General features: G+C 43.8%; 14 protein-coding genes, 1 tRNA gene and 2 pseudogenes. 9 read left to right on the forward strand and 8 right to left on the reverse strand.

Annotation, left to right across the window (positions count from 1 at the left end; all coding sequences use genetic code 11):
- On the forward strand, positions 1 to 459 hold the full coding sequence (locus THEPK_RS12115; protein ID WP_052315973.1) for a 4Fe-4S dicluster domain-containing protein: 459 nt from the start codon (positions 1 to 3) through the stop codon (positions 457 to 459).
- 23 nt (positions 460 to 482) lie between these two features.
- A complete protein-coding gene (locus tag THEPK_RS12120; RefSeq protein WP_042702611.1) occupies positions 483 to 1202 on the forward strand; it encodes a DUF72 domain-containing protein in 720 nt (239 codons plus the stop codon).
- Here THEPK_RS12120 and gyaR read toward each other — a convergent pair.
- A complete protein-coding gene (gene gyaR, locus THEPK_RS12125) occupies positions 1180 to 2184 on the reverse strand; it encodes a glyoxylate reductase (RefSeq protein WP_042702614.1) in 1005 nt (334 codons plus the stop codon). The two genes, THEPK_RS12120 and gyaR, sit on opposite strands and share 23 nt — an antisense overlap.
- Before the next feature lie 60 nt (positions 2185 to 2244).
- Between gyaR and THEPK_RS12130 the strand changes: the two genes are divergently transcribed.
- Positions 2245 to 3480 (forward strand): aminotransferase-like domain-containing protein, encoded by a 1236-nt coding sequence (locus THEPK_RS12130; protein WP_232194597.1) that lies wholly within the window; start codon positions 2245 to 2247, stop codon positions 3478 to 3480.
- An 86-nt stretch (positions 3481 to 3566) separates the two neighbouring features.
- Here THEPK_RS12130 and THEPK_RS12135 read toward each other — a convergent pair.
- The 5 genes from THEPK_RS12135 to THEPK_RS12155 form a co-directional block, all read right to left on the reverse strand.
- Positions 3567 to 3654: transfer RNA gene (locus tag THEPK_RS12135), tRNA-Leu, on the reverse strand.
- 368 nt (positions 3655 to 4022) lie between these two features.
- A complete protein-coding gene (locus THEPK_RS12140; RefSeq protein ID WP_371717047.1) occupies positions 4023 to 4355 on the reverse strand; it encodes a nascent polypeptide-associated complex protein in 333 nt (110 codons plus the stop codon).
- A 72-nt stretch (positions 4356 to 4427) separates the two neighbouring features.
- A complete protein-coding gene (locus THEPK_RS12145; RefSeq protein ID WP_042702623.1) occupies positions 4428 to 5459 on the reverse strand; it encodes a tetratricopeptide repeat protein in 1032 nt (343 codons plus the stop codon).
- Complete coding sequence (gene otg, locus THEPK_RS12150) at positions 5447 to 5974, reverse strand: methylated-DNA--protein-cysteine methyltransferase (protein WP_042702625.1); 528 nt, start codon at positions 5972 to 5974, stop codon at positions 5447 to 5449. Before otg ends, THEPK_RS12145 begins: the two co-directional genes overlap by 13 nt.
- Entirely contained in the window at positions 5961 to 6701 is a 741-nt protein-coding gene (locus THEPK_RS12155) for an RNA methyltransferase (RefSeq protein WP_042702627.1), read from the reverse strand. Before THEPK_RS12155 ends, otg begins: the two co-directional genes overlap by 14 nt.
- 68 nt (positions 6702 to 6769) lie before the next feature.
- Here THEPK_RS12155 and THEPK_RS12160 point away from each other — a divergent pair, with 68 nt between their 5' ends.
- Genes THEPK_RS12160 through THEPK_RS12170 form a run of 3 tightly spaced genes read left to right on the forward strand, consistent with a single transcriptional unit; the run spans position 6770 to position 9271 of the window.
- A complete protein-coding gene (locus tag THEPK_RS12160; protein ID WP_042702630.1) occupies positions 6770 to 7669 on the forward strand; it encodes a 2-dehydropantoate 2-reductase in 900 nt (299 codons plus the stop codon).
- A gap of 34 nt (positions 7670 to 7703) precedes the next feature.
- On the forward strand, positions 7704 to 8351 hold the full coding sequence (locus tag THEPK_RS12165; protein WP_042702633.1) for a TIGR00153 family protein: 648 nt from the start codon (positions 7704 to 7706) through the stop codon (positions 8349 to 8351).
- A gap of 2 nt (positions 8352 to 8353) precedes the next feature.
- Positions 8354 to 9271: a D-2-hydroxyacid dehydrogenase gene (locus THEPK_RS12170; protein WP_042702635.1), complete on the forward strand. Its 918-nt coding sequence runs from the start codon at positions 8354 to 8356 to the stop codon at positions 9269 to 9271.
- A 79-nt stretch (positions 9272 to 9350) separates the two neighbouring features.
- Here THEPK_RS12170 and THEPK_RS12175 read toward each other — a convergent pair whose 3' ends face one another.
- Positions 9351 to 10352 carry a 2-hydroxyacid dehydrogenase gene (locus tag THEPK_RS12175; RefSeq protein ID WP_042702638.1) on the reverse strand — a complete coding sequence of 334 codons (1002 nt, stop codon included), beginning with the start codon at positions 10350 to 10352 and terminating at the stop codon, positions 9351 to 9353.
- A 109-nt stretch (positions 10353 to 10461) separates the two neighbouring features.
- Between THEPK_RS12175 and proS the strand changes: the two genes are divergently transcribed.
- Entirely contained in the window at positions 10462 to 11928 is a 1467-nt protein-coding gene (gene proS, locus THEPK_RS12180; protein ID WP_042702640.1) for a proline--tRNA ligase, read from the forward strand.
- On the opposite strand, the gene pcp is transcribed toward proS, so the two are convergent.
- Positions 11925 to 12527: a pyroglutamyl-peptidase I gene (pcp, locus tag THEPK_RS12185; RefSeq protein ID WP_042702643.1), complete on the reverse strand. Its 603-nt coding sequence runs from the start codon at positions 12525 to 12527 to the stop codon at positions 11925 to 11927. The two genes, proS and pcp, sit on opposite strands and share 4 nt — an antisense overlap.
- Positions 12528 to 12591: 64 nt before the next feature.
- On the opposite strand from pcp, the pseudogene THEPK_RS12190 reads away from it, so the two are divergent.
- Positions 12592 to 13278: pseudogene (locus THEPK_RS12190) on the forward strand (FAD-dependent monooxygenase); the annotation flags it as partial.
- A 58-nt stretch (positions 13279 to 13336) separates the two neighbouring features.
- Positions 13337 to 13461: pseudogene (locus THEPK_RS13295) on the forward strand (IS982 family transposase); the annotation flags it as partial.

The following is a 13461-nucleotide window of genomic DNA, read 5'->3' on the forward strand; positions in this document are numbered from 1 at the left end:
GTGCCAACAAAAGCAATGTTCCTAATGATAAAACAGATGCTTCAGAGGCCGTTTACAAATCCATTTCCGGTAAAGCACGCTCCAAAAGATGTGACATCGCTTGTTGAAAAGATCCAAAAAGGGGAAGTAAAGATATATCCCCCTGTCCCTGTTCCAGAAGGATTTAGGGGAAAGCTCCATTACGATCCCGAGAGATGCATTGGGTGCAGGCTGTGTATAACGGTATGCCCTGCAAACGCCATGGAATGGATTCCGGAGCTTAGGAAAATAAGGCACTATGTTTCCCGCTGTATGTTCTGTGCCCTTTGTGTAGACGTCTGTCCAGGTAAAAAGTTCCCAGGAGAGGAGAAGGCAGTTAAGGCACTGTCCATGAGTGAAGAATTCCTCATTGCTGATTACGACAAGTACAGTGACAACCTTATAGAAGAACCTCCCGAAGCTAAGGAAAAAGGTATTTAATTACCTTTTCTTTATTCTTTATCATGATACTCGTGGGAACATGTGGTTTTTGTGAGGCCAAGAAGAGATATTTTGAAGACTTCAGCACTGTAGAGGTTCAGCAAACTTTTTACAAAATCTTGCAGGAAAAGACCCTCCAAAAATGGAGAAAAGAGGCTCCAGAAGATTTTGTGTTCTCTATTAAGGCATTTCAGGGCATAACACATCCTCCCACTAGCCCCACATGGAGAAGGAGCAACGTAAAGCCGTCTGGGAATGTAGGGTTGCTAAGACCAACAGAGGAGGTTTTTAAATACTGGGAGCTTACACTTAAAGAAGCTGAGGCGTTAGGGGCAAGGTTTATTCTGATTCAGCTTCCCAAAAGCTTTAAAGAAAGTGAAGAGAGCTTTGCTAATGCAGAGAAATTCTTTGAGCAGATAGAGAGAAAAGAGTTTGAAGTTGCAGTTGAACTTAGAGGCTGGAGTGAAAAGGGGATAAAGAAATTCGTTAGGGAGTTTGATCTCATCGATGTCACAGACCCTTTGATACGAGAGCCCCTTCATAAGGGAGTCACCAACTACTACCGCCTTCACGGAGCTTATCAGGAAGGAAGGATAATATACAAACACAAATACAGTGAAGAAGAGTTAAGGGCGATAGCCAAAAAAGTCAAAGAGTGGAACAAGGCAGAGAGCTACGTTTACTTCAACAACGTTTATATGTGCGACGATGCCAAGCGTTTTATTCAAATCCTGGCTTTCTAATTTTTACAACATCTTTGTTGACAAGGTTCGGTGGGATTTCACCTTTGGCAAATGCTATTAAGTTCTTTGCAACCAGCTCCGCCATTCCCTCTCGTGCTTCATGAGTTGCGCTGCCTATGTGGGGAGCTAAAACAACGTTCTTCAACTTGAAAAGTTCCTCGTTATAGTAGGGTTCTTCCTCGAAGACGTCCAAGCCTGCCCCTGCAATCCATCCTTCTTTTAATGCCTTAATTAGGGCATTAGTATCGACAACTGCCCCTCTAGAGGTATTTATGAGAATTGCATTGGGCTTCATAAGCTTGAGCTCCTTCTCTCCTATCATGTGGTAGGTCTCTTTGGTTAGGGGAACGTGAAGGCTTATAAAGTCGCTCTCTTTCAAAAGGGTCTCAAAATCCACATACTCTGCACCAATCTCTTTTTCTGCTTCAGGTTTACGTGTTCTTGAGTAATAGATGATTTTCATCCCAAACCCTTTGGCTCTCTTTGCGAGGGCCTGGCCGATTCTTCCAAAGCCCACTACCCCCAAAGTCTTTCCTTTCAATCCATATCCTAGAAACATTAGAGGATGCCAGCCGACTTCACTTTTCTTCCATTCGCCACTCCTCACAAAGGCATCAGCCTCTACAATTCTCCTCGCAACTGCTAGAAGAAGGGCAAATGCAAGGTCAGCCGTTGCATCCGTAAGGACTCCGGGAGTATTTGTAACGTATATTCCTCTTTTTGTAGCCCCTTCTATGTCTATGTTATCATAGCCGACTGCATACTGGGCTATTATCCTCAATCTGGGGGCGTTTTCTAGCAGCTCCTCGTCTACTTTGTCAGTCACAAGAGTCACCAGGGCATCGACCTCTCTGACTTTCTCTAAGAGCACTTCCCGTGGAGGTGCTTTTGGATCCTCCCAGAGTTCTATTTCATAGAATTTCTCAATCATCCTAATTCCATTTTCCGGAATTTGTCGGGTTATGAACACTTTAGGCTTCATGGTATTTCCCCTTCTAAGATAAGGGTCAAAACGTATAAATACCTTTATGAAGATTAGTTAATGGTGATGTGGATGGATTATACCAAATATCTAGCCGGAAGGGCGAATTGGATTAAGGGCTCGGCTTTGGCTGAGGTTATGAAAAAGGCATCAGAACTCCAAAAGAAAGGTGTGAAACTAATTTCTCTCGCAGCTGGGGATCCAGATCCAGATTTAATCCCAAGGGCTGTTCTTGGGGCAATAGCAAAAGAAGTTCTTGAAAGGGAACCAAAATCCGTTATGTATACCCCGGCAAATGGGATCCCGGAGCTTAGGGAAGAACTGGCAAGGTTTTTGAAAAAATATGATCATTTGGAAGTTTCTCCAGAAAACATTGTTATTACAATAGGAGGAACCGGAGCGCTGGATCTCCTTGGAAGGGTTTTAATAGACCCTGGAGATGTCGTGATAGCAGAGAACCCCTCTTATATAAACACCTTGCTGGCATTTGAGCAGCTGGGAGCCAAAATTGAGGGAGTCCCAGTTGACAATGACGGTATGAGAGTGGATCTGCTGGAGGAGAAAATAAAGGAGCTTAAAGCTAAAGGGCAGAAAATTAAGTTCATCTATACCATCCCAACCGGTCAGAATCCGATGGGCGTCACCATGAGCATGGAACGCAGAAAAGCCCTGCTTGAAATTGCATCTAAATATGACCTCTTAATAATTGAAGATGCCGCTTATAATTTCATGAGATATGAGGGAGGGGATATAGTACCCCTAAAGGCTCTGGACGATGAGGGAAGAGTCATTGTGGCAGGAACGCTTAGCAAAGTCCTTGGAACTGGATTCAGAATTGGATGGATAATAGCCGAGGGAGAAATCCTCAAAAAGGTTCTTATGCAGAAGCAGCCTATTGACTTCTGTGCCCCAGCTATTTCTCAATACATCGCTCTGGAGTACTTAAAGAGGGGCTATTTCGAGAAGTATCACCTGGAAGGGGCACTCCTAGGTTATAAAGAAAAGAGGGACATCATGCTGAAGGCTCTGGAGGAAAACCTGCCGGATGCAGAATTTACAAGGCCAATAGCGGGAATGTTCATTATGCTGTTCTTACCAGAAGGAGCGGACGGAATAGCCTTCGCAGGTGAACTAATGGAGAAGAAGGGAGTAGTGGTAGTCCCAGGAAAGCCGTTCTACACAGATGAAAGTGGAAGAAACGCCATAAGACTTAACTTCTCAAGGCCAAGCAAGGATGACATTCCGGTAGGAATTGAAAAGCTTGCTGAATTGTATAAGGAGAAGTTCCGCCCATAATCTCTTTTCTCTTTTTCTTAATGTCTCTTAGCATCTTATACCTTATACTTTGTCTTGGAATTTTTTCAGAAGAGTCAGAAGTCTTTTGGTGCGGGGGCGGGGATTTGAACCCCGGAACCCCTACGGGACGGGACCCTCAATCCCGCGCCTTTGACCAGGCTCGGCAACCCCCGCAAGAGCGCCGTTTATTTCTCTTCTCAGTTGGTTTATAAATTTTTCTGTCCCTTCCGACATCCTTTTGATAATAGGTGGGATAACTCGCGAGGATAATCAGCCCCCTAATACCGTTTTGGGAAAAAAGGAGAGTTGTGAAAGGTGAAAGCACTGTTTACTCTGCGAATTCGGTTGTAAATCTTTTTGAACCAACCAGCAGAATCAATAGAGGACTTTTCCGGGTGCACCGCATGATTCTGAATTGGATTAAAAATGACGAGCTTATATGGTAAATTAACAATTTTAGTAGTCGGAGCAGCGTTAATGCGTTTAATTTTCCGGGTAAAGCTTATCAGAACATTTGAAAAGGAACATAGGGGAGAATAAAGTTATGCTCCCTGGAGTTTCAGTATTGCCTCTGCTAAGTCTCCTTTTGTTTCCTCTAATGCCTTTTTGGCAGTTTCATAGTCAACGCCCGCCTGTTCCATAACGAGCCTTATGTCTTCATCGGATATGTTAAGGACTTCTCTGACTTCTTCTTTGCCCACTATCTGGTAGCTCTTTTCTCCCATGGCGGTTATTACAGTTACTGCGGCGTCTTTTATAACGATTTCTTTGTTTTCAAGTTTTATTACAACTTCTTTAACTCCCTCAAGTTCTTCCATAGTAATTCCAAGCTGTTTCATGAGCTTCTGCATTTGTTTGGGGTTCATACCCTTCATTGGCATCATGCTTATCACCAGAAAGGAATCAAGAAATAAGGATATATAACGGTTTCCCAAAAATGAAAAATGTCATTGAGAACCCTTCTCTTCCGGGAAGTTTGAAGTTTCTTCGTTGCTTTTGATTATTCTCTGCCTGTATTCCTCGTATTTCTTTCTGGCTTCTTCAGCTTTATCTTTTTCTCCTAAGTACTCATAAGCCTCTGCAACGTGCTTCCACCACATGGGGTCGTTCTCAGCCTCTTTTAGGCAGTACTCGAGGAATTTTTGATAAGCTTCTCTCGCAAGCTCCTCCATGCCGAGCTTTCTCGCTATATTGCCAACATCCTCCCAGAAGACGCCCTCTTCTTGGGCTTCACCTTTGTAGTATTCCAAAGCTTTTTCCCAAGCCTTTCTGGCCTTTTCTTCATCGCCTAACTCTTCGTAAAGCTTTGCAACATCCTCCCAGAACCATGGCTCTTCTTCGGCATACCTCTCCAACGCTTTTGCAGCTCTCTCCATATTGCCTGCCTTTTTCCAGTATTCATGAGCTTCCTTGAGGTAGTAGGTGTCCTTTTCCTTCTCGTAAAGCTGCTCATAAATTTCAGCAGCCTTTTCGTATTTTTCGGCCTTTTCATATGCCCAGGCTGCACTTTCCATCCAGCCCAGCTTTTCATACATCTCTGCTGCTTTTAGGTAGTTTCCTTTCTTTTCGTACTTTCTTGCAGCGGCCTTATATTTGCCAGCCCTCTCAAGACTTTCAGCACTTCTAAAGCGGTCAGTCAAGCTCAAATCGGGTTCACTTATGTACCATATACCAAACGCAAGCCCGAGAACAAAGAGGACTATTATTCCACCAACTACCTTGAGTTTCTGCCAAGTAATGGTCAGATAGGTCGCGTATGCACTTAATGCTGTTGGGATTACCAAAAGCCCCGCGTACTTCCAGCTTTCTGCATAAAGCGTCAGTGCCAGGAAAAACCCAAGCATCAGTGTTAACCCTAAAAATCCTAAGCTCAGCACTATCCTAACCAGCATCCAGAAGCCCCATTTGTATATTATGCCGGCTGCTATCGCAATAATAGCCACGAGGAACCCTATGAGGTAGAGTTTTAGCTTGTCCATTTTTTCACCCCCTCCAGCATGAGTAAAAACTTTTTGTAGTCTATTTTTGGAGTATACCGCCCTAACCCATTTGAAGCAACAACCCTGTGACAGGGAACCACTATAGGATATGGGTTTCTTTTCATTGCCCCACCGACAGCTCTTGGTGAGCTCTTGAGCATTTTAGCAAGCTCACCGTATGTTATGACTCGCCCTCTTTTAACCTTTTTTGTGAGGGCTTCGTAAACTTTCTTCTCAAAGGGAGTAGTTCCCTCAAAACTAAGGTACTTCAGTGCTTCATCGTTTTTGATTTCCCCTACAAGAACATTATAAACCAGTTGAGGAAAGCCGCTCTCTTTCTCCCTTAGGTCGACCTCTATGCCCCGCTTTTGCAAATGTTCGACTAAGGCTTTAATCCTTTCCTGAAGAAATTCCTCCCCATCAAGGGAAAAAGTTATGCCGTGAATTTTCTCCCCGTGAATCACGGCTATATGCAGTTTTCTTCCACGTATTTTGAATAAATCAACAGCGATCATCTTTGCATCTCTCCAATCGTTCAATGGCTTTCCTCAATGGCCCATACATGGAGTGTATCTCCTTTGCATATATAAACCCTCTTCCCAGAAAGCGCTGGAACATCATCACAGAAAGCTTTCTTCTTTCTAAATCTTTGGGGTACTCCAAAACGTTCAGGAACTGCTCCCACAGCTCAACCAGTCTAATTCTTTCATCTTTTGTTGACTTTCTGAGCTTCTCTTTTACTTCCACAACTTCAGTCTTCCGCCTCTGCTTATAAAGCTCGTACAGTATCACGGCAACTGCATGGCTCAGGTTCATTACGGGGTATTCCTCACTGGTGGGAATTGTGACTGTAAAGTCGAGCTTCTTGAGTTCTTCATTGTCCAATCCCCTGCTTTCCCTTCCAAAAACAAGCCCCACAGCCCCATCGTAAAGAAAAACCCTCTTTGCGAATTCTTCTGGTGTTATTGGAGTTCTCTCCGGAATATAGTCCACTCCTGCTACTCCACTGGTCCCTACTGCCAAATCAACCATTTTAAGGGCTTCATCAAGGGAATCAACGAGTATTGCGTTTTCCAGAACATCCACGGCATGGACAGCAAATTTTCTTGCTGTTTTGTCATTTGGACTAACCTTTGGACTAACCAAGATAAGCTTCTTCACTCCAAAGTTTTTCATGACCCTTGCAATCGCCCCGAGGTTTATGGGATACTCGACCTCAACGAGTATTACCGCCAGCTCCATGACTGCAAGATATTTAAGGTAACGCGTTAAAATGGTTACGGTGAAGAGTGTGAAAAGGTGGTAAGAGGATGAAAATCTATATTCTCGGTGCAGGCTCCATAGGTTCCCTTTTTGGTGCACTTTTAACGAGAATTGGGGAAGATGTGACGCTGATAGGTCGGAAAGAACATGTAGATGCGATAAATAATAGAGGGCTTAGGGTAGTAGGGGCTGAAGAGTTCACTGTGTATTCGAGAGCAGTTACCGAAGTCCCTCCAGAGCCTCCGGATTTGATAATCCTGGCGACAAAGTCCTACTCTACAGCCCATGCTTTAAAATGCGCCAGAGAAAGCATAGGGAAAAATACTTGGATATTGAGTATCCAAAACGGGCTCGGAAACGAGGAGGAAGCGCTAAAATACACCAAGAATGTTCTAGGTGGAATAACCACTAACGGTGCAGCCCTCGAGAAATGGGGAGTTGTTAGGTGGACTGGAAAGGGAGTAACAATAATTGGAAACTACCCCAAGGGAAGAGGGGAATTTGCCGAAAATGTTGTCGCTCTACTTAAAAAAGCCGGACTGGAGGCAGAGATTAGCGATAACATAATTGGCTGGAAGTGGGCAAAAGCTATAGTTAACTCTGCGATAAACCCGATCGGCACTATTATGGAAGTCAAAAACGGAATTATTCTTGGGAATGATTATCTCTTAACCCTCGCAATGGAGGTTGTGAAGGAGGGGTGTCAGGTTGCGACTCAACTGGGCATCGAGTTTGATACGCATCCAATGGAACTCCTTCTTGAGACGCTTAAAAGGACAAGGGAAAACTACAACTCTATGCTTCAGGACGTAAGAAGAGGTAAAACGACAGAAATAGACTTCATAAATGGCAAAATCATTGAATACGGTGAGAAAATGGGGCTAAAAACTCCATTAAACTTTGCACTATGGAGTCTGGTAAAGGCAAAGGAGTCACAAACTAAATAAAGAGTATCACTTACAGTATAGTGGGGAATGGAAGATGCCCATATTTGGAGGGAAGGAAAATAATGTTTTTGCGGCGATTGACAAGCACCTTGAAATGGTAAATTCCACTATATTAAAGTTCAGAGAACTCATGGAGGCGTACCTTAACGGAGACGTTGAGAGAGCAGAATTTTTAATGGGGGAAGTAGAAAGGCTAGAACGTGAGGCAGATGGTCTTAGGAGAGAAATAGAGGCAATGCTTTATCAAGGAGCGTTTCTACCGGTCAACAGGGGCGACTATGCTCGGTTATCTGAGCTCGTTGATAGTGTCGCAGATGTGGCAGAAAGTGCTGCCCATGCTTTAATCTTGGCAAAACCCAAAGTTCCAGTAGACTTGAAGGAAGAAATATTGGAACTTCTTGATTATTCTTTAAAGACTTACCAGCTTCTCGAAGAGGCCGTTAAAGCACTCAACACAAATGTCGATGAAGCAATTGAATATGCAAAAAAGACTGAAATTGCTGAGGAAGAGGCAGATAAAATTGAGTATGCTCTTTTGAGAAAAGTTTTTGAAAGTGAAAAGATAACAACATTTGCAAAAATCGTATGGGATAAGGTTATAACAAAGATCGGAGACATAGCTGATAGGGCAGAGGATGCCTCCGATCAGGTCTTGCTTATGGCACTAAAAAGGAGGGGTTGAAAATGAAAGTATTGGTTGCCTCGCCTTTGCATGAAAAAGCGTTCGAGATTTTGAAAAACGCAGGGTTGGAAGTAATTTATGAGGAATACCCAGACCAAGATAAGCTCAAGGAACTCGTTAAGGATGTCAGTGCTATAATAGTTAGGAGCAAGCCAAAGGTAACAAAGGAAATTATAGACGCGGCACCAAACCTCAAAGTCATAGCAAGGGCTGGTGTTGGTTTGGACAATGTGGATGTCGAATACGCAAAGAGTAAAGGTATTGAAGTCGTTAATGCTCCCGCTGCATCAAGCAGAAGCGTTGCGGAGTTAGCTATTGCCCTGATGTTTGCTGTAGCAAGAAAAGTGGCCTTTGCTGACAGGAAGATGAGAGAGGGAGTTTGGGCCAAGAAGCAGTGCATGGGCTTTGAGCTTGAAGGAAAGACTCTTGGTGTTGTAGGATTTGGAAGGATAGGCTATCAGGTAGCAAAAATAGCCAACGCCCTCGGGATGAAACTCCTCCTCTACGACCCTTACCCGAATGAGGAAAGAGCAAGGGAAGTTGACGGAAAGTTTGTAGAACTTGAGGAGCTGTTGAAAAACAGTGATGTTGTTACCATCCATGTTCCGCTCTTGGAGAGCACTTACCACCTAATTAACGAAGAGAAGTTGAAGCTCATGAAGCCCACTGCAATTCTCATTAACACAGCTAGAGGGGCTGTTGTTGACACTAACGCCTTAGTCAAAGCACTCCAGGAAGGATGGATTGCTGGAGCTGGCTTGGACGTCTTTGAGGAGGAGCCACTTCCCAAAGATCATCCCCTCACGAAGCTTGACAATGTGGTCTTAACTCCCCACATAGGGGCATCCACAGTTGAGGCTCAGGAGAGAGCTGGCATAGAAGTTGCTGAGAAAGTCGTCAAGATTTTGAAGGGTGAGTAGCCCTTTAACTTCTTTTCTGGCTTATTTTTTGCATTTTCTAACGAAGTGAGAACTTATAACTTAAAAGTTAAAAGAAAGGTCAAAGGAGCTTAACCTCTTCTATTGGTCTCACTTTAAGAACTTCTCTGTTTACGAGGTTCTCTGGAACTTCGCCCTTAAAGATTGAAAGCAGATTGTTCACAGCCTGGAAACCCATGTCTATCATGGCTTCTCTTGCTAGTCCTGCATGGTGGGGAGTAAGCACGGTCTCCCACTCCATTTCAAAGAGTTCGCTCTCCTGAAGTGGCTCTTTTTCATACACATCTGTCGCATAGCCTTTGAGCTTTCCTTCTTTTAGGGCTTTGATCAGGGCTTTTTCATCAACCAGGCTTCCCCTTCCGATATTCACAAGATATTTTCCTTCCAGTAACTTAAGCCTCTCTTCGTTTATTATGTGATACGTCTCAGGAGTTGAGGGCAGGGCAAGGATGACTATGTCGCTCTGCTTCAAAACATCCTCAAGCGGAAGCCATTTTGCATTTACTTCCTTTTCTATGTCCTCTTTTCTGCTTCTGCTCCAGTAGTAAATTTCCGTTCCGAGAGCCTTCATTCTTCTTGCTATAGCTTTGCCTATTGAGCCCATTCCGAGGATCCCAACTTTTTTGCCGTAAACTGTCTCTATGTTATTGTACCATCCCCAGACCGTTTTTTGAGAGTCCCAGAGGCCTCTCCTTATGAACTTGTCTGAATAGGCTATTTTTCTCAGAAGGGCTATGGTCAAGCCAACGGTAAACTCCGCAACAGCTTCACTTAAGACCCCGCTAACCTTTGTTACATATATTCCCCTTTTGGTTGCGGCTTCAACGTCTATATGGTCGTAACCAGCAGACTGGGTGCTTATGACTTTGAGCTTTTCTCCTTTCTCAATTATCTCTTTGTCCACTTTATTCAGGGGCGAAACTATCAACCCATCATATTCGCCTATTATTTCCAGCACTTTCTCCCTCTCTGGATAGACCAGGATGTCAACGTCACAGTACTGTTTCAAGAGCTCCAACGGCTCGCTCTTCATGTTAAAAAGAACCAAAACTTTAGGTCTCATGGCTTTCACCTTTAAAACTTTTATCGAAACATGTTAATAAAACTTTTTGAGAAATTCTGCGAAAGGTTAAAAAGCATTGGAAATTTTTTAAGGGATGGGTGGTGAATTTATGAGCGCTGACAGTAAAAAGCCGAAAGTAAAGAGAGAAAAGTGGTCAAGTGAGTTTAGCGAATGGTACAATGAGATGATAGAGCTCGCTGGAATACAGGATAAGAGGTATCCAGTAAAGGGAATGAACGTTTGGCTCCCCTATGGATTGAAAATTATGAGAAACATTGAGAGTTTCATCCATGAGGAAATGAGAAGAACCGGGCATGAGGAAGTACTCTTTCCGGCATTAATCCCTGAGACAGAGTTTGAAAAAGAAGCTGAACACATAGCGGGATTCCATGGGGAAGTTTTGTGGGTAACACACGCTGGTGAGAGGCCTTTGGACGTAAAGCTCATCTTGAGACCAACAAGTGAGACTGCAATGTATCCAATGTTTAACCTCTGGATTAGGTCTCATGCAGACCTGCCCTTTAAGGTATACCAAATAGTCAATGTTTACAGGTATGAGACAAAGCACACAAGACCTTTGATCAGAGTTAGGGAAATAAGCAGATTTTTCGAAGCTCACACTGCCCATGACAGTTTCGAAGATGCCGAGAGGCAGATAAAAGAAGACCTTGAAATTTTCGATAACCTCGCCAAAAAACTGGCCTTGCCATATATCATCTCAAAAAGACCTGACTGGGACAAGTTCCCGGGAGCATTTTACTCCCTCGGTGCGGAGGTAATAATGCCCGATGGAAGGACTCTGCAGATTGGAACAATGCACAACTACAGGCAGAACTTTGCAAAGGCATACGAGATAACCTATGAAAAAGAAGACGGAACTCACGACTATGTTCACCAGACCACGTTTGGAATGAGCGAAAGACTGCTTGCCGCTGTCATGGCGATTCATGGAGACGACAACGGTCTTGTATTGCCACCGGCAATAGCGCCAATACAGGTGGTAATAGTCCCAATCCCAATGAAGGATTCTCCATACGATGTTAATGCCTATGCCAAGGAAATTGCCGAAGAGCTCAAGATGGCTGGCATTAGAGTCCACATAGATGATAGAGAGGAGATAAGACCGGGAAGAAAGTTCTACGACTGGGAAATTAGGGGTGTTCCATTGAGGATTGAAGTAGGGCCGAGAGACGTTGAAGGAAAGAAAGCAGTGCTGGCAAGAAGGGACACCTATGAGAAATTCAGCGTCGAGAGGGAGAAAATCATTGAGGAAGTCAGAAAGACCCTCGATGCAATAATGGAAAACCTCTACGCAAGGGCAAGGGAGTTCATGGAGAGCCACATAAAGAGGGTGGACACAATAGAAGAAGCGAAGCAGCTCTTTGAAGACAGAAGAGGGGTAGTGGAGCTCCCATGGTGTGGTGAAGAGAGCTGCGGCGTTGAAATGGAAGAAATCCTTGACGCAAGCATGCTAGGAATACCGTATCCAGAGGAGACTGCAAAAATTGAAGGGAAGAAGTGCGCTCACTGTGGAAAAGAAGCAAAGTACATAGCAAGGTTTGCAAGAACGTACTAGCTCTTTATGCTTTCTTTTATTGCTATTTCTATTGCTTTTCTTATCATCTCAATGCTCATCGAAGGCTGTGGCTTTTCTAAAACCTGCTCGGGAATGTATGGGACGTGTATAAAGCCTGCTTTTGTGTCCAATCCCTTTATCGCTATGTGATGCAAAGCAGTGTACATGGCGGTGTTGCACACGTAGGTTCCAGCCGAGTTGGACACCATAGCGGGAATTTTATTCTCCCTCAAGGCATTTACAATTCTTTTTACCGGTATAGTGGCAAAATAAGCCGCTGGAGCATTTTCAAAGATGGGCTCATCTTCTGGTTTGTATCCTTCGTTGTCTTCCATCCTTGCATCCATGACGTTTATCGCAACCCGCTCAACAGTTATGTTAACTCTCCCACCAGCTTGGCCAGTGAGAATTACGACATTTGGCTCAATCTCGTCTATAATCTTGGGCAGTTTTTCTTTGACTCCCTTAAAAGTCACCGGAAGCTGGTGCTTTATTATCTCTGCGTTTTCAATCTTATCAGGAAGTTCCTTAACGGCTTCCCATGAGGGGTTTATTGTCTCTCCCCCAAAAGGTTCAAAACCCGTAACCAAAACCTTCATTTAAATCACCCAAAGAGCTAAAGTTTAATTAAGATTTAAACTTTACACTCCTTAGGTGAAGCTCATGAAGTATGATGTTGCGATAATAGGAGGGGGGCCGGTTGGAAATTACCTCGCAAATCTTCTTGCGGGAGAGTTTAAGGTCGCATTAATCGAAGCAAAAACCTCTTTTGGCGGTAAAGCCTGCACGGGCATAATTGGAGCAGAAAATTATGAAAAGCTAAACCTTCCAAGGGAGGCTATTCTCAACGAGTTTAGGGGAGCCGTGTTTTATTCCAGAATTCAGAGCTTTGAAATAGAGAGAAAAAGCCCGCAGGCATATATGGTCGACAGAAAGATTCTCGAAAAGACCCTCGCAGAGAAGGCAGTTAGAAACGGTGCTGAGTACTATATGGGTACCAGGTTCTTGGGGTTTAAAAATGGAAAAGCCCTTGTACAGAGGTTTAATGAAAGGTTCGAAATAGAGGCAGATTTTTACGTTGGGGCAGATGGTGTCTCAAGCAAAGTCGCTCAAGAAATCGGGGCAAGAGCAGAGGCGGAATTTTTGAGCGGCTACGAGGTCGGGGTAGTTGGAGACTTTAAACGGAAAGACTTTGTTGAAGTGTGGGTGAACAAGGACATCAACGAAGAGTTTTTCATGTGGGTTGCTCCGGTAAATGAGTCCTTAGCAAGAGTGGGCACTTTTGGAGACTATGATAGCCTTATGAGGTTTTTAAAGCTAAAGCTTCTCAAAGAAACACAGATAGTTGAGAACCCTAGTTCCCATTAGATCGTTAGAGTTATAAGCACTTAAGTCTTTTGGTTGATTGGTGGTTGTTATGAACTTTCAGCAGGAAATCCTGATCATAAAATCCGAAATCTATCCGATAATCAGCAAACACTACCCGAAAAACACTCACAGGGAAATAATCAGCCTCTACGACCTAATAACCTT

The sequence above is a fragment of the Thermococcus sp. PK genome (assembly GCF_000430485.1).
Classification (GTDB): Archaea; Methanobacteriota_B; Thermococci; order Thermococcales; family Thermococcaceae; genus Thermococcus_A; species Thermococcus_A bergensis.

Excerpts from the sequence above, each read along its gene's own strand:
- THEPK_RS12120 (WP_042702611.1), top strand. The coding sequence starts at position 483 with ATGATACTCGTGGGAACATGTGGTTTTTGTGAGGCCAAGAAGAGATAT.
- gyaR (WP_042702614.1), bottom strand. The coding sequence starts at position 2,184 with ATGAAGCCTAAAGTGTTCATAACCCGACAAATTCCGGAAAATGGAATT.
- THEPK_RS12130 (WP_232194597.1), top strand. The coding sequence starts at position 2,245 with ATGGTGATGTGGATGGATTATACCAAATATCTAGCCGGAAGGGCGAAT.
- THEPK_RS12140 (WP_371717047.1), bottom strand. The coding sequence starts at position 4,355 with ATGAAGGGTATGAACCCCAAACAAATGCAGAAGCTCATGAAACAGCTT.
- THEPK_RS12145 (WP_042702623.1), bottom strand. The coding sequence starts at position 5,459 with ATGGACAAGCTAAAACTCTACCTCATAGGGTTCCTCGTGGCTATTATT.
- otg (WP_042702625.1), bottom strand. The coding sequence starts at position 5,974 with ATGATCGCTGTTGATTTATTCAAAATACGTGGAAGAAAACTGCATATA.
- THEPK_RS12155 (WP_042702627.1), bottom strand. The coding sequence starts at position 6,701 with ATGGAGCTGGCGGTAATACTCGTTGAGGTCGAGTATCCCATAAACCTC.
- THEPK_RS12160 (WP_042702630.1), top strand. The coding sequence starts at position 6,770 with ATGAAAATCTATATTCTCGGTGCAGGCTCCATAGGTTCCCTTTTTGGT.
- THEPK_RS12165 (WP_042702633.1), top strand. The coding sequence starts at position 7,704 with ATGCCCATATTTGGAGGGAAGGAAAATAATGTTTTTGCGGCGATTGAC.
- THEPK_RS12170 (WP_042702635.1), top strand. The coding sequence starts at position 8,354 with ATGAAAGTATTGGTTGCCTCGCCTTTGCATGAAAAAGCGTTCGAGATT.
- THEPK_RS12175 (WP_042702638.1), bottom strand. The coding sequence starts at position 10,352 with ATGAGACCTAAAGTTTTGGTTCTTTTTAACATGAAGAGCGAGCCGTTG.
- proS (WP_042702640.1), top strand. The coding sequence starts at position 10,462 with ATGAGCGCTGACAGTAAAAAGCCGAAAGTAAAGAGAGAAAAGTGGTCA.
- pcp (WP_042702643.1), bottom strand. The coding sequence starts at position 12,527 with ATGAAGGTTTTGGTTACGGGTTTTGAACCTTTTGGGGGAGAGACAATA.